This is a genomic window from Blastococcus xanthinilyticus (assembly GCF_008124835.1).
Taxonomy (GTDB): Bacteria; Actinomycetota; Actinomycetes; order Mycobacteriales; family Geodermatophilaceae; genus Blastococcus; species Blastococcus xanthinilyticus.
This window is the reverse complement of the sequence record NZ_VNHW01000002.1, coordinates 30,255-49,703: the sequence shown is the minus strand read 5'-3', so window position 1 is coordinate 49,703 and position 19,449 is coordinate 30,255. Positions and strand designations below refer to the sequence as shown.

Annotated in this window: 19 protein-coding genes; 6 read left to right on the top strand and 13 right to left on the bottom strand. The window is 75.9% G+C overall.

Annotation, left to right across the window (positions count from 1 at the left end):
* Positions 1–94 precede the first annotated feature (94 nt).
* A complete protein-coding gene (locus BD833_RS03065; protein ID WP_166531680.1) occupies positions 95–1,519 on the bottom strand; it encodes an amidase in 1,425 nt (474 codons plus the stop codon).
* A gap of 374 nt (positions 1,520–1,893) precedes the next feature.
* On the opposite strand from BD833_RS03065, the gene BD833_RS03060 reads away from it, so the two are divergent.
* Positions 1,894–2,733: a spermidine synthase gene (locus BD833_RS03060; protein ID WP_166531679.1), complete on the top strand. Its 840-nt coding sequence runs from the start codon at positions 1,894–1,896 to the stop codon at positions 2,731–2,733.
* A gap of 24 nt (positions 2,734–2,757) precedes the next feature.
* Here the strand turns inward: BD833_RS03060 and BD833_RS03055 are convergent, their stop codons facing one another.
* The 7 genes from BD833_RS03055 to BD833_RS03025 form a co-directional block, all read right to left on the bottom strand.
* The gene (locus tag BD833_RS03055; RefSeq protein ID WP_166531678.1) at positions 2,758–3,045 is read right to left on the bottom strand and encodes a DUF2516 family protein; all 288 of its coding nucleotides are present in this window, start codon (positions 3,043–3,045) and stop codon (positions 2,758–2,760) included.
* Positions 3,046–3,187: 142 nt separating this feature from the next.
* Positions 3,188–3,961: a hypothetical protein gene (locus BD833_RS03050; protein ID WP_166531677.1), complete on the bottom strand. Its 774-nt coding sequence runs from the start codon at positions 3,959–3,961 to the stop codon at positions 3,188–3,190.
* 46 nt (positions 3,962–4,007) lie between these two features.
* Positions 4,008–4,472, bottom strand: coding sequence for a helix-turn-helix domain-containing protein (locus BD833_RS03045; protein WP_166531676.1), 465 nt, complete (start codon positions 4,470–4,472; stop codon positions 4,008–4,010).
* 87 nt (positions 4,473–4,559) lie between these two features.
* Positions 4,560–5,504 (bottom strand): asparaginase, encoded by a 945-nt coding sequence (locus tag BD833_RS03040; RefSeq protein WP_243737418.1) that lies wholly within the window; start codon positions 5,502–5,504, stop codon positions 4,560–4,562.
* 83 nt (positions 5,505–5,587) lie between these two features.
* A complete protein-coding gene (locus BD833_RS03035) occupies positions 5,588–6,148 on the bottom strand; it encodes an RsiG family protein (RefSeq protein WP_166531674.1) in 561 nt (186 codons plus the stop codon).
* A 142-nt stretch (positions 6,149–6,290) separates the two neighbouring features.
* A complete protein-coding gene (ygfZ, locus tag BD833_RS03030) occupies positions 6,291–7,454 on the bottom strand; it encodes a CAF17-like 4Fe-4S cluster assembly/insertion protein YgfZ (protein ID WP_166531673.1) in 1,164 nt (387 codons plus the stop codon).
* Entirely contained in the window at positions 7,451–7,909 is a 459-nt protein-coding gene (locus tag BD833_RS03025) for a Fur family transcriptional regulator (protein WP_166531672.1), read from the bottom strand. The genes ygfZ and BD833_RS03025 overlap by 4 nt, the downstream gene beginning before the upstream one ends.
* A gap of 38 nt (positions 7,910–7,947) precedes the next feature.
* Between BD833_RS03025 and BD833_RS03020 the strand changes: the two genes are divergently transcribed.
* From BD833_RS03020 to BD833_RS03010, 3 genes are all read left to right on the top strand, one after another.
* Positions 7,948–8,796, top strand: coding sequence for an aminotransferase class IV (locus BD833_RS03020; RefSeq protein ID WP_166531671.1), 849 nt, complete (start codon positions 7,948–7,950; stop codon positions 8,794–8,796).
* Positions 8,797–8,867: 71 nt separating this feature from the next.
* On the top strand, positions 8,868–10,364 hold the full coding sequence (gene nhaA / locus BD833_RS03015) for a Na+/H+ antiporter NhaA (protein ID WP_166531670.1): 1,497 nt from the start codon (positions 8,868–8,870) through the stop codon (positions 10,362–10,364).
* 314 nt (positions 10,365–10,678) lie between these two features.
* Positions 10,679–11,413, top strand: coding sequence for a hypothetical protein (locus BD833_RS03010; RefSeq protein ID WP_166531669.1), 735 nt, complete (start codon positions 10,679–10,681; stop codon positions 11,411–11,413).
* Positions 11,414–11,425: 12 nt separating this feature from the next.
* On the opposite strand, the gene BD833_RS03005 is transcribed toward BD833_RS03010, so the two are convergent.
* Positions 11,426–12,181 carry an LmeA family phospholipid-binding protein gene (locus BD833_RS03005; protein ID WP_166531668.1) on the bottom strand — a complete coding sequence of 252 codons (756 nt, stop codon included), beginning with the start codon at positions 12,179–12,181 and terminating at the stop codon, positions 11,426–11,428.
* Positions 12,178–14,502, bottom strand: coding sequence for an MMPL family transporter (locus BD833_RS03000; RefSeq protein ID WP_166531667.1), 2,325 nt, complete (start codon positions 14,500–14,502; stop codon positions 12,178–12,180). The genes BD833_RS03005 and BD833_RS03000 overlap by 4 nt, the downstream gene beginning before the upstream one ends.
* Before the next feature lie 94 nt (positions 14,503–14,596).
* On the opposite strand from BD833_RS03000, the gene BD833_RS02995 reads away from it, so the two are divergent.
* A complete protein-coding gene (locus BD833_RS02995) occupies positions 14,597–15,190 on the top strand; it encodes a hypothetical protein (RefSeq protein WP_166531666.1) in 594 nt (197 codons plus the stop codon).
* Positions 15,191–15,211: 21 nt separating this feature from the next.
* Here the strand turns inward: BD833_RS02995 and BD833_RS02990 are convergent, their stop codons facing one another.
* The 3 genes from BD833_RS02990 to BD833_RS02980 all read right to left on the bottom strand — a co-directional run bounded on the left by BD833_RS02990 (position 15,212) and on the right by BD833_RS02980 (position 18,532).
* Positions 15,212–16,924, bottom strand: a complete 1,713-nt coding sequence (locus BD833_RS02990) for a DUF885 domain-containing protein (RefSeq protein WP_166531665.1) — start codon at positions 16,922–16,924, stop codon at positions 15,212–15,214.
* On the bottom strand, positions 16,921–17,466 hold the full coding sequence (locus BD833_RS02985) for a heme-binding beta-barrel domain-containing protein (RefSeq protein WP_166531664.1): 546 nt from the start codon (positions 17,464–17,466) through the stop codon (positions 16,921–16,923). The genes BD833_RS02990 and BD833_RS02985 overlap by 4 nt, the downstream gene beginning before the upstream one ends.
* Before the next feature lie 136 nt (positions 17,467–17,602).
* Positions 17,603–18,532, bottom strand: a complete 930-nt coding sequence (locus BD833_RS02980; RefSeq protein WP_166531663.1) for an NAD-dependent epimerase/dehydratase family protein — start codon at positions 18,530–18,532, stop codon at positions 17,603–17,605.
* A gap of 127 nt (positions 18,533–18,659) precedes the next feature.
* Here BD833_RS02980 and BD833_RS02975 point away from each other — a divergent pair, with 127 nt between their 5' ends.
* The gene (locus BD833_RS02975) at positions 18,660–19,337 is read left to right on the top strand and encodes a TetR/AcrR family transcriptional regulator (RefSeq protein WP_208092310.1); all 678 of its coding nucleotides are present in this window, start codon (positions 18,660–18,662) and stop codon (positions 19,335–19,337) included.
* The last annotated feature ends 112 nt before the right edge of the window (positions 19,338–19,449 follow it).

Genomic DNA, 19,449 nt, shown 5'->3' with positions numbered 1-19,449 from the left:
GCCGCCTTCGGTCGGAGGCCGGGTGCGCCGGGTGCGCACGGCCACGGGGTCGGACTGGACGGGACGGACCCGGCGGACCGGTCCGTCCGGCGCGTCAGAGGTCGGGCCGGGCCGCCGCCCACGGCCGGCTCGCCTCGAAGGCGGCCGACGCGGTCAGGCAGAGGGCGTCCGCGTGCCACGGGGTCATGATCTGCAGCCCGATCGGCAGGCCGTCGGACGTGAAGCCGCACGGCACGGAGGCCGCGGGCCACCCGAGCGCGTTGGCCGGGAACATCAGCGGCCAGCGACCGCCGGGCACGGCCTGCACGGGCCGGCCGCCGATGTCGCCCGGCTGACCGTCGTAGGGCCACGCACCGCTGGTCATCGTGGGGCTGAGCAGGATGTCGTAGCCGTCCATGAACGTCCGCGCCTGGTCGTAGAAGACCGATCGCTGCCCCTGCGCCTGGACCAGCTGGGTCATGGTGATGTCCCTGCCGGCCTCCATGAGCGCAGCCATGCTGTCGTCGATCCACTCCGGGTGCTCCCGGGCCCGCTCGCCGAAGCTGCCGACGATGCCCGCCCGGAACAGCGTGCGGTGCCACTCGGAGGGGTCGTCCCAGCCCGGGTCGACCTCCTCGACGGCGCAGCCCAGCTCGCTGAACCGGTGCGCCGCCGCCTCGGTCGCCGCGCGGACCTCCGGGTCCACCCCCACCCGGTCCAGCCCGAAGTCCGGCGTCCAGGCGACGCGCAGGCCGGTGAGGTCGCCGTCGCAGGCCGCGACGTAGTCCTCCGGCGCGTTGTCGATCGACAGCGGGTCGCGGCGGTCGGGACCGGCCATGACCGAGAGCATCAGCGCCGCGTCGCGCACCGTGCGCGCCATCGGGCCGATGTGCGACCGCGCGCCCCAGTAGTCCCGGTTCGGCCAGAAGGGCACCCGTCCCGCCGACGGCTTGACGCCGTAGACCCCGCACAGGGCGGCCGGGATGCGGATCGACCCGGCGCCGTCGGAGCCCAGCGCGATGGGCCCCATGCCGGCGGCGACCGCCGCTGCCGCTCCCCCGCTGGAGCCGCCGGCCGTGCGGCTCAGGTCCCAGGGGTTGCGCGACGCCTCGGCCACCAGGTTGTCGGACATGTCCTTGTGGCCGAAGTGCGGGGTGTTGGTCTTGCCGATGATGACCGCACCCGCCGCCCGCAGGCGCTCGACCGCGACCACGTCGAAGTCCGGGACGTGGTGCTCGAAGAACTTCGACCCCCACGTCGTCCGCAGGCCGGCCGTGGCGAACAGGTCCTTGATCGAGACGGGGATCCCGTGCAGGGGGCCCAGGTCCCGCCCCTCCGCGACCGCCTGCTCCGCATCGCGCGCCCCCTGCCGAGCCCGCTCCTCGTCGAGGGTGATGAAGGCGTGCAGCGACGGCTCCACCTCGGCCACCCGCTCGAGGACGGCGTCCATGAGCTCCACGGGCGACAGCTCGGCGGACCTGATCCGCGCCACCAGCTCCGTGGCCGGCGCGTACACGAGCTCGTTCGTCGTCGCGGTCATGTCGTCGCGGTCATGGCGTCGCGGTCATGGCGTCGTGGTCATGGCGTCGTGGTCATGCGGGGCCTGCTCTCGTCAGGGACGCGGAGGATCGTGGTGCCGTGGCCCCGCGGGCACCGCATCCGTCCCGGAGACCGCTGCCGTCGACCGGCTCGCGGCCACGATCGGTGCCTCCCGGAAGCGGATCGGGAGCCGACCCGCGGTCGGTGATCCGGAACGGAGCGCACGCTACGACCAGGCGCCGGGCGCACGCAAGGATCACCGGGGGGACCAGCGGGCGGCTGCTCTAGGGTCGCCCGGGTGACGATCCCGGCGCTCGGCGGAACCTCCTCCCGGGAGGCGGCGCCGCTCGCCGAGCCCGACAGCGCCCGCGGACGATGAGGGTTCCGCCCGGCCCGGTGCCGGTCGCCGGTGGGACGGCCGAGCTGCTCGCCGACGCCGACCGGGACGGCAGCTGGGTGCTGCTGGTCGACGACACCCCGCAGTCGCACGTGGATCTCGAGGACCCGGCGCACCTGGAGTTCGAGTACGTGCGGCGGATGGGCCACGTGCTCGACCTCGCGGCCGGGCCGGGCGCGCCGCTGGACGTGGTGCACCTCGGGGGCGGCGCGCTGACCCTGCCGCGCTACGTCGCGGCCACCCGCCCCGGGTCGCGGCAGCGGGTGGCCGAGATCGACCAGCCGCTCACCGACCTGGTGCGCGCCCACCTCCCCCTCCCCCGCAACGCCCGGGTCCGGGTGCGTGCCGCGGATGCCCGGGCGGCGCTGGAGTCGATGCACGCGGCGACCGCCGACGTCGTCGTCACCGACGTGTTCGCCGGGGCCCGCACGCCCGCGCACCTGACCACCGTCGAGTTCGCTGCCCACGTGGCCCGCGTGCTGCGGCCCGGCGGGATCGCCGTCGCGAACGTGGCCGACGGCCCGCCGCTGCGCTTCGCGCGGGCCCAGGTGGCGACGCTGCGGACCGCCTTCCGGCACGTCTGCCTGCTCGCCGAGCCGGGGATCCTGCGCGGCCGCCGCTTCGGCAACCTCGTGGCGGTCGCCTCCGACGCCGAGCTACCGGTGGCCGGACTGAGCCGGGCGTGCGCCCGGGATCCCATGCCGGCGCGGGTCGTGGACGGCGCGGACCTGGAGCGCTTCGCCGGGAACGCCCAGCCGGTGCACGACGTCGACGCGGCGCCGTCGCCGGAGCCGCCCGCGGGCGTCTTCAGCCGCTGAGCCGGACGGCTGCGGGCCGACCTGCTACCAGGTGTTGCCGCGGGGCAGGCCGCGGACCGCGGGCCGCACGTCGACCAGGTAGACGACGGCGGCGATCACCGCGGGCAGGCCGAGCAGCGACATCGGCGTCTGCTGCCAGAAGATGACGAGCGCGGCGAGGCCGGTGATGGCCGCCCAGCCGGGCTTGGTGAGCTTGCCGGCGGCGACGTACCCCGCGGCCGGGCGGACGAGCGCGTCGGCGAAGGCCCAGACGGTGAGCGCCTGGGACGCCAGGTACAGGATGAACAGCAGCCATCCGTCGAACACGCCCATGCGGGGCAGCGTACCCGCGCCGGGGGGCCTCCCGGCCGGTTTCGCCCGGGCGGCTTCCCCCCGGAGAGGCAACCGCCCCGGACGCGACAGGGCCCCGGAGCGCTCAGCGCGGCTCCGGGGCCCTGGATCGTGGACCGTTCGGTCAGTTCTTCTTGGCCGGCACGGCGGTGGGGTCCGACCGGCGGGCGGTGCGGGCGCGGGTCACGCGCACCGACGTCGTCGGGGCCTTCTTGGTCGCCGCGCTGTTCTTCTTCGCCGCCGCCTTGGCCTTCGGGGCCTCGACCGGCTCCTCGGCCGCCTCGGCCACGGTGGCCGTGGCGGAGTCGGCCGTCTCCTGGACGGTCTTCTCGGCCTTGGCCGCGGTCCTGCCGGCCTTCGCCGCGGTCTTCTGCGCGACCGAGGTGACCTCGTCCGACGCCTCGGCGACGGTCTCGGCGGCCTCCTCGATGGCCTCCTCGAGCGAGCCCTCGACGGTGTCCACGGTCTGCTCGGCGCGACGCACCACGCGGCGGAAGCCGGGCTGGCGGCGCAGGTTCTCCACGACCTCGGCGCCGTGCTGGGCCAGGTCCTCGACGGTGGTGACGGCCTGCGTGCGGGCCACCTCGACGAGCCCGGCGACGGTGCTGCGCAGGGCGTCGGGACGGACCGCGGTGGCCAGCTGCTGCGCGGTGGAGCGCGCGGTGGTGGCGGTCTCGGTGGCGCGGGTGCGCGCCTCCTTCACGGCCAGGTCGGCCTGCACCTGGGCCTCGCCGGGCAGCGCGAGCACCGAGGAGGTGGCGCGCGACCGGAACTGCGACACCACGGTGCGGGCGCGCTCGACGGCCAGGTCACCGGCGCCGATGGCGGCCAGGAGGGGGGTCTTGGTGGCGGTGACGACGGTCTCGCCGTACTGCTTCACGGTCTGCGTGGGGGTCATGCCTGCTCCTAGGGGAGGAAGGGGGAACGGTCAGCGGGAGGGACGGTCAGCCGGCGGCCGGGGTGGTGACCCGGTGCTCGCGGACGTAGGTCTCGTAGAGCTCGAGCAGCACGGCCTTGTGCCGTTCGGACAGCGCCTCGTCGTTGCGGATCGCCGCCACGGTGTCCGGGTTGCCGGCGCGCCGGTCGAGGATCCCGGCCTGCTCGTAGAGCGTCTCGGCCGAGATCTTCAGGCCCCGGGCGATCGAGGCTAGGATCTCCGCTGACGGCTTCCGGAGGCCTCGCTCCACCTGGGACAGGTAGGGGTTGCTGACGCCGGCGGTGCGGGCCAGCTCGCGCAGCGAGACCCGCGCGGCGCTGCGCTGCTCGCGGATGAAGTCACCCACCGAGGTGCTGACCGACGAGACGCCCGGGGCTTCGGCGACCGAGTCCGCCACGGTGCCGGCGACCCGGTCCACCGTCTCTCGGACCGACGTCACCTGCTCTCGGACGAACTCACCGGGGGTCTGCACGCCTACGACGTTAACCCCGGGTGCTAGCTCCTGCAAGCGGAACGGTTAGCACGCCGGCGTGAAGAGCCTCACAGGGAACAGCCCAGCTCAGGGGTTCAGCGACGGGGCCGGGCGGACCTCTCCGACGACGCCGTCGCCACCCTTCACCGCCGGGCGGGCCCAGGGAGCAAGCGCCTCGGCGGGGACGCCCAGCCGGTGCAGGCCGGCGGCGAGCGCCGGGGTGCGGCCGCGGTCACCGCCGTCGTCGAGCTTGAGGGCCACCGCGCCGGCGCCCGGCAGCGCCGCGACGTGCACGCCGTCGGCGCCGCCCTTCACCAGCAGCCCGGGCAGCGCCGTCATGAGGTCGGTGTCCTCGCGGCCGGTGCCGGCGACGAACCACGGGTGCGCCCGCATGGCGTCGGCGACGGCGCGCTCCCGGGACCCCTCGGCCGCCGCCACCAGGGACAGGACGCCGCGGGCCAGCCCGGTCAGCGACAGCGCGTGCTGGGGCGCCCCGCAGCCGTCGACGACGACCGCGGTCACCGGCTCCCCTGCCGCGCCGGCCAGCCGCGCCTCGATCGCCTGCTGGAGCGGGTGCTCGCGCTCCAGGTAGCCCGCCGTCGGCCAGCCGGCGGCCACGCACGCCGCGAGCATCGCCGCGTGCTTGCCCGAGCAGTTCATCGCCAGCCGCTCGGGGGCGCGGCCGGCGACGATCCACTCCGACTGCGTGCCGATGTGCTGCGGCAGCGCCGGCGGGCAGCCCAGGTCGTCCGGCCCCAGGCCGGCGGCGGCGAGCATGCCGGCGACCAGGTCGCGGTGGCCGTCCTCGCCGTTGTGCGAACCCGCGCCGATGGCCAGCTCCGGCCCGGTCCGGGGCTGCCAGCCGGCCGCCAGCATCGCGGTGGCCTGCACCGGCTTGTTCGCCGAGCGGGGCAGCACCGGCCGGTCTCCGTCGCCCGCGGCGAAGGCCACGTCGCCGGCGGCGTCCAGGACGACCAGCGAGCCCCGGTGGACCGACTCCAGGAACCCCGACCGCCAGACCTCGACCAGCACCGGCGACGGTGACGTGCTGGAACGGCCCCCTTGCAGGGCCCCACCGCGAGCCTGCGAGCGGTGGGGGGCAAGGGGGTCCTCCATCAGTGCCGGCCCTCGTCGGCGAGCAGCGCCGCGACGTCGGCCTCGCCGTCGCGGTACCGCCGGCCGAGCTCGGCGGCGAGGCCGTCCATGACCTGCTGGACGCCGCGGCGCCGCTCCGACAGGCCCTTCTCCGCCGCGGCGAGCGACCGGGCCGCCTGCTCCAGCTGCGCGTCGGAGAGGTCGCTGATGGCCGAGAGGTCGGCGCCCCTGGTCAGCGAGTTCACCCAGTTCTCGTAGGCGTTGGGATCGGCCGGCTGCACCGTCTGGTGCCGGCCGAGGCCGTGGGCCGGGCCCCGGCCCTTCTCCGCCAGGATCTCCGGCAGCAGGTCGACCAGCGACCGGCCGTCGTGCTCGGCCCGGCGCTGCAGCTCGCGCCGCACGATGTCCAGGCGGCCCTGCAGGAGGCGCCGGGTGTAGGAGAGGTTGACCTCTTCCTGCTCCGCCTGCCGGCGCAGCCGCCGCACGTCGCTCATGGGCTGCTGCAGCGCGTCCTCGAGGAAGGCGGGGTCCAGCAGCGCGTCGACGGTGGCACCCCCGGCGGGGGACGGCTCGGAACTCACGGGGGACCTCCAGGTGCGGGACACCCGGCATCCGGGCATCGGTCTCGACGGGCGCGGGGACGAGCTCGGCAGCCGACCTCCGGACCTGGGCGGAGCGTAGGTCAGCTCGTCCGGCCTGCCCACCCGGGAGCGGGCGGCCGGATCAGGCGATCGTCCCAGACCGGACCGCCCGCACCCGGTCGCGCGCTGCCGTCCGGGTGTCGTCGAGCGCGTCGGGGCCGTCGTCGGGGTCGATCGCCGCCGTCGAGCCGCCCACGGTCAGGGCGGCGTCCTGGGCGACCGACTGCTTGACCAGCGCGAGGGCGATCACGCCGAGCTCGTGGTGCCGGACGACGCTGCCCACCCGGCCCACCGCGCGGGTGCCCGACAGCACCGGCTCACCGGGAGCGGGCAGGTCCTCGCTGACCCCGTCCAGGTGCAGCAGCACCAGCCGCCGCGGCGGGCGACCGAGGTTGTGCACGCGCGCCACGGTCTCCTGGCCCCGGTAGCACCCCTTCTCCAGGTGCACGGCGGTGTGCAGCCACTCCAGCTCGTTGGGGATGGTGCGGTGGTCGCTGTCCACCCCGAACCGCGGACGGCGGGCCTCGACGCGCAGCGCCTCGTAGGCGGAGCTGCCGGTGGGGCGGGCTCCGGCGGCCAGCAGCCGGTCAGCGGTCCCGCCCAGCTCGGCGCGCGGCACCAGCAGCTCGAGCACGACCGCCCCGCCGTCGCCGACCGGCGGCATGCGCCGCACCCAGCCGGCACCCGCCGGGGCGACGCGGTACGCAGCCTCGGGCACGGGGAGCCCCGCCGCCGCGACCACCCGGGGCGCCTCCGGTCCGACGACGCCGAGCAGGGCCCAGTCGTCGGTGACCAGCTCGGGCTCGACGCGGAGCATGAAGCGCATCCGCTGCAGGAAGGCGTGCAGCCCCGCGCCGGTCCCCGGCTCGACGTCGGCCCAGGTCGTGCCGCCCAGCTCGGCCACCACCAGGTGGTGCTCGACGTGCCCGTTCGGGCTGAGCACCAGCGCCTCGCTGCCGGAGCCGTCGGCCAGCCGCTCGACGTGCTGGCTGGTGATGCTGTGCAGCCAGGACAGCCGGTCGGCACCCGGTACCGCGAGCACGTCGCGGTCGCTGCGGTCCACCAGCCCGGCGCCCTCGGTGAGCACCCGCTGCTCGCGGAGCGGGTCCCCGTAGTGCGCCGCCACCACGCGGGCGGCGTCGCCGGCGACCTCGACCGGCACCGCACCCGGGAGGGAGAGCAGCGGCGAGGGCGTGGGCCTCTGGGGGGCGGGGCTCTGGGGGGCGGGGCTCTGGGGTGCGGTCATGACGACTCCGTTCCGGCGCGGTCTCGGCAGGCGCGGCACGTGCCCGACAGGGCGACATGACCGACGTCCACGGTGAAACCCAGATCCGCCGCCAGACGTTCCGCCGCCTCGTCCAGCAGGTCCGGCGCCACCGAGGAGATCTCCCCGCAGGAGGCGCACACCACGTGCAGGTGCGGCCGCTCGGCGGCGTGGTAGACCGGCGCGCCGCGCCCCAGGTGGGTGTGCCAGACCAGGCCGAGCCGCTCCAGCAGCTCCAGCGTCCGGTAGACCGTCGAGGTGTCCGGCGCGCTGCCGCCGGGACCGGCCTCCTCGCGGAGCCGGGCGCCGATGGCCTCCGGCGTCGCGTGCGCCAGCGCCGCCACCGCCCCCAGCACCCGGGCGCGCTGCGGGGTGAGGCGCAGCCCCCGGGCCCGCAGCTGCTCGGCGAGCGGCGCCGCGATGTCGTCGGTGCCCATGGCAGGAGCCTAGGCCCGCCGTGCGGCAGGCTGGAGGGGTGAACGAGCAGCGCAGCGTGGCGGTCTGGCGGAACGGGACGACCGAGGTGGTCCCGGCCGAGCAGCCGGTGGTGACCGCCTTCGACCTCGGCCTGGCCCGCGGCGACGGGATCTTCGAGTCCGTGGCCGTCCTGGGCGGCCGCACGCCGCACCTGGACGCGCACCTCGCCCGGCTGGCCCGGTCGGCCGCGGCCCTCGCCCTGCCCTCTCCCGGGGAGCCGGCCTGGCGGGCGCTGGTCGACGCGGTGCTGGCCGGCTGGACCTCCGCGGCCGAGGGGGTGTGCCGGCTGGTCCTGACCCGCGGGCACGGTGCGGGCACCGAACCCACGGCCCTGGCCCTGCTGTCCCCCGTGCCGGCCGAGACGCTGCGCCAGCGCGCCGAGGGGCTGTCGGTCGTGACGCTGGGGCTGGGCATCCCCGCGGACTTCCGCGCCGGGGCGCCGTGGCTGCTGGGGGGCGCGAAGACGCTCTCCTACGCGGTGAACATGGCCGCCCAGCGGCACGCGCACGACCTGGGCGCCGACGACGTGGTGTTCACCAGCCTGGAGGGGCTGCTCCTGGAGGGGCCCACCTCCACCGTGGTGTGGGCCGCGCGCGGCACCCTGCACACGCCGCCGGTGGAGACCGGGATCCTCGCCGGCACCACCCAGGCGCGGCTGTTCGCCGCCGCGGAGGCCGCCGGCTGGCCGACGTCGACGACCTCGGGCACGGTCGCGGACCTGCACGCCGCCGACGCCGTGTGGCTGCTCTCCGGGGTGCGCGGCGCCACCCCCGTGCACACCCTGGACGGGGTCCCCCGCGGGGACGCCGGGCTGTCCCGGCGGGTGCGCGACCTGCTCGCCGGGTAGCGTGGGCCCGAGGTGAGCCGGGAAGTCTGGTCGGCAGTCCCTTTGCCGACCCTCGCCACCGGAGCCGCCGCATGACAACGCCCGAATCCACCCGCCTGCTCGGCCGGGGCTCCTGGGCCGAGGCCCAGCGGGTCGCCTCCGTCCTCCGCAAGGAGACCGTCGGCGGCGCCCTGCTGCTGATCGGCGCCGCGATCGCGCTGATCTGGGCCAACTCGCCCTGGGCGGGGTCCTACGAGGCCCTGCGCGACGCCCGCGTCGGGCCGTCCGCGCTGCACCTGGACCTTTCGCTGGGCACCTGGGCGGCCGACGGGCTGCTGGCGATCTTCTTCTTCGTCGCCGGTCTCGAGCTCAAGCGCGAGTTCGTCGCCGGGGATCTCCGCGACCCGCGCCGGGCGGCGCTGCCGATCGCCGCGGCGGTCGGCGGGATGGCGATCCCCGCCCTGTTCTTCGTGCTGCTCAACCTGGGCGGACCCGAGGGAGCACTGCGCGGCTGGGCGATCCCGTCGGCCACCGACATCGCCTTCGCGCTCGCCGTCCTCGCGGTGATCAGCACCCACCTGCCCAGCGCGCTGCGCACGTTCCTGCTGACCCTCGCCGTGGTCGACGACCTGCTGGCGATCGTGGTCATCGCGATCTTCTACACCGACGAGCTGGTCGTCCCGGCGCTGCTGCTCTCGCTGCTGCCGCTGGCGGTCTTCGGTTTCCTCGTGCAGAAGCGGATCCGCTCGTGGTGGCTGCTGCTGCCCCTGGCGCTGGTCACCTGGGTGCTCATGCACGAGTCGGGCGTGCACGCCACGGTCGCCGGCGTGCTGCTGGCGTTCACCGTGCCGGTGGTGCGCAGCGACGCCGCCGGCGGACCGGACGCCGGCCCGGGGCTCGCCGAGCACTTCGAGCACCGCATCCGCCCGCTGTCGGCCGGGTTCGCCGTCCCGGTGTTCGCCTTCTTCTCCGCGGGCGTGGCCGTCGGAGGGCTCTCCGGCCTGGGCGAGTCCCTCGGCGACAGCATCGCCATCGGCATCATGGTCGGGCTCGTGGCCGGCAAGGCGATCGGCATCACCGGCGCCACCTGGCTGGTCTCCCGCTTCACCCGTGCGCAGCTGGACGAGAACCTCGGCTGGCCGGACGTGGTGGGGCTGGCGCTGCTCGGCGGGATGGGCTTCACCGTCTCGCTGCTGATCACCGAGCTCGCCTACGGCGCCGAGAGCGAGAGCTATGAGCACGCGAAGGTCGGCATCCTCTTCGGGACGCTGCTCGCCGCCGTGCTCGCCGGGGTCATCCTGCGGCTGCGGAACCGTCGCTACAAGCAGATGTACGCGGCGGAGAGCAGCGACGTCGACCGGGACGGGATCCCGGACGCCTGGGACACCGTCGACGACCGGGCGGAGCACCAGCCGGGGTGGGAGGGCGCGCCTCCCCCCGGCAGCACCTACGCCGGCAACCCGCTCGGGGAAGAGAAGGACGCGCCTCCGCCCGCCTACGAGACCGTGGACGACGAGGCCGAGCACGACCCCGACTGGGAGGGCAGCCCCCCTCCGGGACGGTCGGCCAGGCCGTTCGCTGACGGCTGACATTCTCGGTTGCCGGAGCGCTCGTGGCCGTCGTACCGTCGTCGTACACGAGAGAGGAGGTGGTCCGTAACTTTGCATAGCTACAGGACTCGTGAGGTGGCTGTCCGCTAGCCGCCGTCCAGATGGGCCGCCCGTTCAGACGACAGTCTGAGCGACGGCAGATCGCCCGTCCGTCGTACGGCGGCGAGCGAGAACCGGACAGTCACCCGACCCCCGGGCCGCCGACATTTGTCCAGTCGGCCCGCGAGCTGCTCCCCTCCGGGGGAGGCGCCGCGGAGCAGCCCGGGGGTTGTCCGTTCCCGGGGGGAGTTCGCGTGCAGCTCGGCGGCCTGCGGGTCGAGCCGGACGTCTCCGTCGGCACCTGGATCGCCGAGGCCGTGGCGCGGTCGCACTGGAGCACCGTCGGCTCCCTCGTCCCGCCGGGGTACCTCGCCTACGCGCGGGTGCTGCACCCGGCCTACCGCTACGACGGCGACGACGACGTCGAGGTGCCCTGGGCCGACGTCGCCGCGCTGAACGGCGCCGCCGGGCACCCTCGCATGCAGTGGCCCGCGATCACCGGCGGCTGGGAGTACCTGTCCGAGGACAGCCAGCCCCCCACCTGGGACGGCGCCCCCGCCGAGGGCCACCTGCCCTGCACCGTCGCCGAGCGGATGACCGCGGTGCTGGCCCGGCACACCGCCACCCCCGACAGCTGCCTCTTCGGCCGCTGGGCCGGGTTCGCCTTCGACACCCCCGACGTCCGGGGCGCCCCGCGGCTGGAGCTGCCGCGCGCGCGGGACGTCCTGCTGGTCCGCGGGCAGGTCGACCACGCCGTCCGCAACCTCGCCCCGGAGCCCTCCGAGCAGAGCGCCAACCTGTGGTGGCCGGCCGACCGCGCCTGGTGCGTGGCCACCGACATCGATCTGATGAGCACCTACGTGGGCGGCACCGAGGCGTGCATCGCGGAGCTGCTGGCCACCCCGGGGCTGGAGGTCGTCCGGGCGGACCCGGCCGACCGGGTCGGCCACGGCGACGACCCGGTCAACCCGGTGCCGCCCCGCGGCTGAGCCGGGCGCCGCTCAGGGCTCCAGGACCACCCAGTCCCCGGCGACGTCGACGAGCACCCCGTCGTCCACGGGCCGCACGTCGGTGATCCGCTGCGCGAAGGGCAGGGGGTCCAGGGGCACCCGGAAGGAGAAGCGCTCGCCGAGCAGCAGCTCGCTGACCCCGCTGAGGCCCGGCACTCCGCCGAACTCCCGGGGTTCGACGACCAGCGCACCGCCGTCCGCGCCGAGTTCCACGTCGGCGGTGGCCTCCACCCGGCGGCCGAGGAGGTCGGCCGAGCCGGTGACCTGCAGCTCCCCGGGGTCGGCCGCGTCGAGCGCGAGCGGGCGGCCGCTCAGGTCGAGGTACCGGTTGAGGTCGTCGTAGCTCAGGAACGCCTCCGCCTCGGTGCCGGCGATCAGCAGCCGGTCGGTGTTGCCGTGCAGCAGGTCGTGGAAGGACAGGTAGACGTCGCCCAGCCGGGCCTCGACGGACTGGATCCGCAGCGGGCCGGAGCTGACGTCCTCCATGGCGATCTCCACCTCGTCGTAGCGCCCGCGGAGCACCTGCGGGAGGAAGAACGCCCCGCGTACCGTCACGGCGGGTTCCTCCACCGTCCCGGTGTGCTCCTGCAGCGCCTGCGCGACGAGCCCCTCGGCCGCCCGGCGGGCGAGCAGGTCGGCGCCCCACAGGAGCAGGACGATGCCCAGCAGGATGCCCGCGGCGATCGCCGCACCCCGGCGCCCCTGCCGCCGGCTCGCCGCTCCGATCCGCCCCAGCAGGCTCGTCACGTGGCCGGCCCCGCCGTCCCGGCGGTCGCGGGCTCCCGGCCCGCGCCCTCGGCGGCCGCCCGCTCCTCGAGCAGGGCGTCCTGCTCCGCCGCGCCCAGCGGCGCCTGCGAGATCCGGATCCGCCCGCTGGGCCACCCCGCGGCCCGGCCGAGCAGGGTCAGGACGGCCGGCGTCAGCACCGGCCGGATGAGGAAGGTGTCGATCAGCAGCCCGAGCGCCATGATGAAGGCGACCTGCCGGAAGCTGTCCAGCGGGATGATCGCCACCATGGCGAACGTGGCGGCCAGGATGACGCCCGCCGCGCTGATGGCCCGGGCGGTGGCCGGCATGGCGACGACGATCGCCTCGCGCAGCGGGCGGCGGCCCGCCTCGTCCCAGATCGAGCCGACCGCGAAGACGTTGTAGTCCGAGCCGAGCGCGAGCAGCAGCACCGCCGTGGTGAACGGGACGTAGAACGTGAGCCCCGGATCGTCGAAGAGCCCCTGGAAGACCAGGACCGAGATGCCGAGGGAGGCGGCCACCCCGAGCGCGCTGGTGACCAGCAGCAGCAGCGGGGCCAGCACCGCCCTCAGGAACAGTGCCAGGATGACGAACTCCACGATCAGCGCGGCGAGCATCGTGCGCCAGAGGTTCTCCTGGGTGATCAGCGCGAGCTCGGCGGCGACCGCCGTCTGCCCGGCGACCCCCACCGTCGCGCCGTCGACGCCGGCCTCCTCCAGCAGGCCGGGGAGGCGGTCCCGCAGCAGCCGGAGATCCTCGATGGCGTCGGCCGCGAGGGGGTCGCTGTCCAGGATCACGACGAACCGGGCGATGTCGCCCGCGGCGGAGAAGACGATCCCGAACTCCTCGGGCAACGGGTTCTGCGCCGGGCCCAGGACCTGCGCCACGCCCGGCTGCGCCGCGATGGAGCTCTGCAGCCGGGCCAGCGCGCCGCGCTGGTCGGCGATGCCGGGGGCCTCGACCAGCACCTCGGTGGGCGCCACCACGCCGCGGACGCCGGACTCGTCGAGCAGCTCCGCGCCCTGCCGCACCGGGTCGTCCGACGGCAGCCCGGAGCTGAAGGACAGGTCCAGCCGGAGGTCGGCCAGCGGAACCGCGGCCGGCACGAGCACGCCCAGACCGATGAGGACCGCGATCCACGCCCCCCGGCGGGTGGAGGTGGCTCGCGCCATCCACCGGGCGCCGCGCCCGGACCGGCGGTCCAGCGCGCCTCCCCGCGCCACGCCCGACGGGAAGAACAGCCGCGGGCCGAGGACGGCGATCAGCGCCGGCACCAGGGTCAGCGACACCGCCACCCCGACCACGACGGTGAGCGACAGCGCCGGGCCGAACGCCCGGAACAGCTCGAAGTCGGCCACCAGCAGCGCCGCCGTCCCGGCCGCGACCGTGAGGCCCGCCACCGCGACGATCGGGCCGTCGGTGGTCACGGTCCGCCGGGCGGCCTCCTTCGGCGTCATCCCCGCCTCGAGGTGCCGGCGCATGCCGGAGAAGAACAGCACGCAGTAGTCGGTGACCACGCCGATGAGCAGGGCGGCGGTGAGCGGCCGCAGCTGGTCGGGGAGCGAGAACCCGAAGGCGGCTGCGGCGCGCGCCAGCACGTAGGTGGCCACCACGTAGCCGATCCCCGCCGCCGCGAGCACCACGAGCGGGGCGACCACGGAGCGGAAGGTGAGCCCCACGACGACGGCGATCAGCACCAGGGTGGCGACCTCGAACAGGTGCAGCCGCGCTCCGAGGTGCTCGGCCTGCTGGACCCGCGCCGGGGTGATGCCGGTGACGTAGGTCTCGACGTCCGGCTGGTTCCGGAAGTGCTGCGCGTACTGGCGGGCCAGCGCGGTGCCCTCGCTCAGCGACGTCCCACCGGTCGTGTAGAGGTAGGTGACCGCCGTCTCGGGGGTGGACGTCGGCAGCGGCACCGCGGCCACGATGTTGCCGTCCGCGGTCGGGGCCTCGCCCCGGAGCGCGGGCTGGGTGTGCTGCAGGGCCCACAGCGCGATGTCGGCGCGGGTGAGGGCGCTGAGCCCGCCCGGGTCGTGGACGACGACGGCGGTCTGGGACAGCACCGGCACGCGGAACTCCGTGAGCGACCGCTCCTGCACCTGCGCCGCCTCGCTCTCGGGGGGCAGCAGGCTGCCGAAGTCGTTGCTGCCCCCACCACCCGAGGGCGTCGGCAGCAGCACCGCCGCGACGGCGGCGGCCAGCCACAGACCCATCACGACCCAGCGGCCGGCCACCACGGCCGCGCGGAAACCGCGGCCGACGGCGGACAGCCCCCTGGCCGGCGCCCGCACCGCGGCCCGCGCCGCCGACCGTGCAGTCACCACGGCCTCCAAGCCTGTGATCGGCACCCGAGTACCGCCGGTGGGAGAAGGGTAGGGCGAACCCGCATCAGCCGCAGGCGGAAGGACTCCCCAGATGCCCGAGCACCGCGCCGAGCCCCCGGCCGGCGCCACCGCAGTCGCGGCGGCGGAACCCGAGCCCGCCGGGGAGGGCGCGGGATCCGGCGGCCCGGCGGGAGGCATCCGCACCTGGTGGCTGGTCGCTCCGGCCTTCGTCCTGGGCCTGTTCGCCGGCGCGATCCTCCTCGGGCTGCTCCGCGAGGACCCGCCCGCGGTCCCGGCGAGCGCCGCGGAGTACCCGGCCGACAGCGAGGCGGCGGGGCAGGGCCCGTCCGGCGAGGACGAGGAGCCGGGCGCGAGCGCGGAGTTCGCGGTGAACGCGGCCTGCCTGCGCGTGGTCAACGGGACCCGTGACCTGGTCGACGTCATCGGCGACCTCGGCACCGCCGCGGCGGACCTGGACATCGCCGGCCTGGACCAGGGGATCCGCGAGCTGCAGCCGCTGGAGCGGCGGCTGCGGGAGGACCTGGACGGCTGCGAGAGCGAGACCACGCTGCCCGGCGGCCGGGAGCCCGAGGACCCGGATGCCCCGGAGTCCGCCGACCCGTCCGGTGAGGACGGGTCGGAGGAGCCCGACGGCTCGCCCACGACCACCGCGCCGCCGGACTGAGGCGCCCACCCGGGGCCGGGCTCAGAGGACGGCCAGCTCCGTGGCGAGGTCGTCGAGCCCGAGCGAGCCCTGGGAGAGCGCGGCCATGTGCCAGGCCTTCAGCGCGAAGTCCGCGCCGCGGGCCCGCTGCGCCGCCGCACGGCCGTCCAGCCAGGCGCGTTCGCCGAGCTTGTAGCTGATCGCCTGCCCCGGCAGGCCGAGGTAGCGGACCAGCTCGCTGTCCAGGAAGCCGGGGTCGGCCCCGGAGTTCTCGCCGAGGAAGGCACGCGCCAGCTCCGGCGTCCACGGCCGGCCGTGGTGCCCGGCGAGGCTCCCCTCGGCGTCGTCGGGCACCGGCAACCCCAGGTGCATGCCGATGTCGATGACCACGCGCACGGCGCGCAGCTGCTGCGCGTCGAGGAACCCCAGCCGCTCCCCCGGGTCGGCGAAGTAGCCGAGCTCGTCCATCAGCCGCTCGGCGTAGAGGGCCCAGCCCTCCACGTTCGCGCCGACCGACCCGAGCGAGGTCTGGTAGGTCGAGAGCTCCCCCGATACGTGCGCCCACTGGGCCAGCTGCAGGTGGTGGCCCGGAACGCCCTCGTGGTACCAGATCGACACGAGGTCCCAGAGCGGGAAGCGGGTGCGGCCGAGGGTGGGCAGCCAGGTGCGCCCGGGGCGGGAGAAGTCCTGCGCCGGCCGGGTGTAGTACGGCGCCGCCGCGCTGCCGGGCGGGGCGATCATCGCCTCCACCCGCTTCACCGGCGCCGCGAGGTCGAAGTGCGTGCCGTCCAGCGCGACGATCGCCTCGTCCATCATCGCCTGCAGCCGCTCGCGGATCTCGGCCACGCCCTCGACCGCCGGGCCGTTCAGCGACAGCCACTGCATGGCCTCGAGCGGAGTGGCGCCGGGGCGCACCCGCTCGGCCTCGACGCGCTGCTCGGCCAGGATCCGGCGGTGCTCGGCCCAGCCCCAGGCGTAGGCCTCCTCCAGCCCCTGGCCCGCACCCAGGTCCGAGCCGGTCCAGCGCCGCGCCGCGACGGCGTACCGCTCGCGGCCGACGGCGTCCGGCGTCCCCACGGCGGAGGCGGCGTACTCGTCGCGCAGGTAGTCGCGGATCTCCGCGACGGCCGCGTCGGCCGCCTGCGCGGCGGCGTCCAGCTCCCCGCGCAGGGCGGCCGGGCCCGGGGCCACGAACCCGGCGAAGAACGGCCCGGCCAGCCACTCGTCGAGCTGGGCGACGACGCTGCGCACCTGCCGCGGCGCCACCACGAGACCGCGGCGGACGCCCTCCTCCAGGGTCTGCCGGTAGCCGCGGCAGGCCTCCGGCACGCGGGCGAGCCGGCGGCCGAGGACCGACCAGTCCGCCTCGCTGGCCGAGGGCATCAGCAGGAACACCTGACGCACACCGTGCAGCGGGCTGAACAGGTTGTTCAGCGACCGGAAACCCTCGCCGGACTCGATCACCGCGAGCTCGGCGCCGAGCCGCTCGCGCAGCAGCCGGGCGCACCGGCGCTCCACCGGGTCGTCGTCCAGCGCCGGATCGGCGGCGAGCACCCGGTCGAGCTCGGCCAGCGTGGCGCGGGCGAGCGCGGCCTCCGCCTCGAGCCCCGCCGGGCTCGTGTCGGGCAGGCGGTCGTCCCCGGGCCGGGTGCCCAGCGACGTCGCCACGATCGGGTCGAGGTCGCAGACGGCGTCGACGTACCGGTCGGCGACCTGGCGGGGGGTCGAGGGGGTGCCGGGCACCGGGGCGCTCACCGCAGGCGCTCCAGGCGGGCCGACATCGTCGGGCGCAGCGGGGCGTCGCCCGCGGCCCGGTCGATCGCGTACATCAGCGCGCCCTCGACGATGCCGTACAGCCGGACCGCGCGGGTCACCTCGGGGGCGTCGGGCGTGCGGGCCAGCACGTCGCTGGTGAGCTCCCAGCTCGTGGTGGTGCGGGCGGTGCCCACGTAGATCTCCACCAGCCCGTCGGGGCTGGCCACGAGCAGCTCGACGTCGTCGGAGCCACGGGGCCGCCAGAAGCCGGACTCACGGACGTCGGGCCCCACGATCCGGCCGTCGTCGGTGAGCCGCCAGGTGCGGGACTCGTAGGCGAGGAAGCCGCGACCGTCGTGGCCGAACCGGATCCACTGGCCGAACCGGACGTCCTGGTCGGAACCGGCGGCGGCGCCGCTCAGGATCCCCTCCCCGTGCCACTCCCCCAGCAGGGGGAGCATCGACAGGAGCTCCTCCGAGACCTCCGGGCCGCTGCGGACGTCGGCGGTGTCCGGGACCGGCAGCTCCGTCGGGCCGCTCATCGCCGGGCCGCCTTCGGGCCGCGGGACAGCCGGACGGCGCCGTAGCCGAGCGGCAGCGCGAGCAGCGCCGAGACGGTGACCAGGATCCAGGCAGAGACCATGGGAACCACCGTAGTGACGGCGCCGGGGCGCGGCCTCAGGCGGCCGCGACGGCGGCCTGCGCGGTGGCGGCGACCGCCTCGTCCCACCCGGTGGCCCGGAGGCCGAAGGTCGCGGTCGTCGCCGACCCGTCGATGACGTACTCCTGGTCGAACTGGTGCCGGATCGCCACGACCTCGCGCATCATCGGCACGGCGAGCCCGACCGCCCGCAGCACCGGCCACGGGATGCCCCGGACGGTTGGCGCGGGGACGCCCATGGCCGCGGCGAGGTCGGTCAGCGCCTCGCGCTGCGACCGCGGGGGCGCGCTGGGCACGTGCCACACCCGCCCGAGGGCGCGCTCGTCGGTGCCGAGCGTGGCGAGGGTGGCGGCCACGTCGGGCAGGTACGCCCAGCTCCGCGGGACGTCGGGGTTCCCGACCACCCAGGCGGTGCGCTGCCGCCGGAGGGCCGTGAGCTGGCGGGTGAGGTGGGACTGCGCCGGCGGCACCTGCGGGCCGACGAAGTCCGCGGCGCGCGCCTCGGTCACCCGGACCCGACCGGCCTCGTGCGCGGCCAGGGCGTCGGCCCACATGCGCGCCCGCACCAGCCCCTTGGTGTCGGTGGCGGAAAGGGGGCTGTCCGGTGCCATCGGGCCGGAGGGCCGGCCGTAGGGGTAGAGGTTGGCCATCGTCACCAGCACCGCCCCGGTGCGCTCCGCGGCGACCAGCAGGGCGGCCGCCACGGGAGGCCAGTCGGTGGCCCACCGGTGGTAGGCGGGGTTCACGGCGTTGTAGAGGGCGGCCGCGCCGTGCGCCGCCGCGGCGAGCGCCCCGGCGTCGGCGGCGTCGACCCGCCGGTGCTCGATGCCCTCCCCCGACGTGCCGCCGCCGCGCGAGAGCACCCGCACCTCGTAGCCGCGGTCCCGCAGCTCCCGGGCGGTGGTCAGGCCGACAGGCCCCTTGCCGACGACGACGTGCAGTGCCATGGGTGCTCCCTGGTCGCGGTGTGAGCAGTGCTCTCGTTCGTGGACGATGCTCGCCCTCTGCGAATCGAGTGTCAAGAGCGGTGCTCTCGATTGCGTGCGGCGCTCCGGACCTGGCAGGCTGGCGGCCGTGCCCACCGCCCGCGACCGCGTCCGCGCCGAGATCACCGCCGAGATCGCCGACGCCGCGCGCCGCCAGCTGGCCGAGGTCGGTGCGGCGGCGCTGTCGCTGCGCGCGGTGGCCCGGGAGCTCGGCATGGCCTCCTCGGCGGTCTACCGCTACGTGCCGAGCCGCGACGACCTGCTCACCCGGCTGATCATCGACGGCTACGACGCGCTCGGCGCCGCCGCGGAGCAGGCGGACGACCCGGCGGCGGCGCCCCGGGAGCGCTGGCTGGTGGTGTGCCGCGCGGTGCGGGCCTGGGCCCTGGCGCACCCGCACGAGTACGCCCTGCTCTACGGGTCCCCGGTGCCCGGCTACACCGCGCCGCGGGACACCGTCCCCGCCGCGACCCGGGTCGGCGTGGTCCTGGGCCGGATCCTCGGTGACGCCGCCCGGGCCGGCGCGCTGCCGCCGGTGTCCGGTGCGGCCGCCGCGGGGCTGGTGACCCCGGAGGCCACCGCCGTCCTGGGCGGATCCCACCCCGCAATCGACGAGGACGTGCGCGTGCGGGCCCTGCTCACCTGGAGCTCGCTCTTCGGCCTGATCAGCTTCGAGCTGTTCGGGCACTTCGTGGGCACCGTGGCGGACAGCGACCGATGGTTCGACCGCGCCGTGGCCGAGCTCGCCGGCACGCTCGGCCTCTGAGCCCGCGGCAGGACTGAGTCCGACCCGACAGCCACGGTCGCTGGTGGCGGCGGGGGGTCGTACGGCAGGCTGGTGGACCGGCCCCGGACGGCGGGGAACCGGTGGGAGGAGC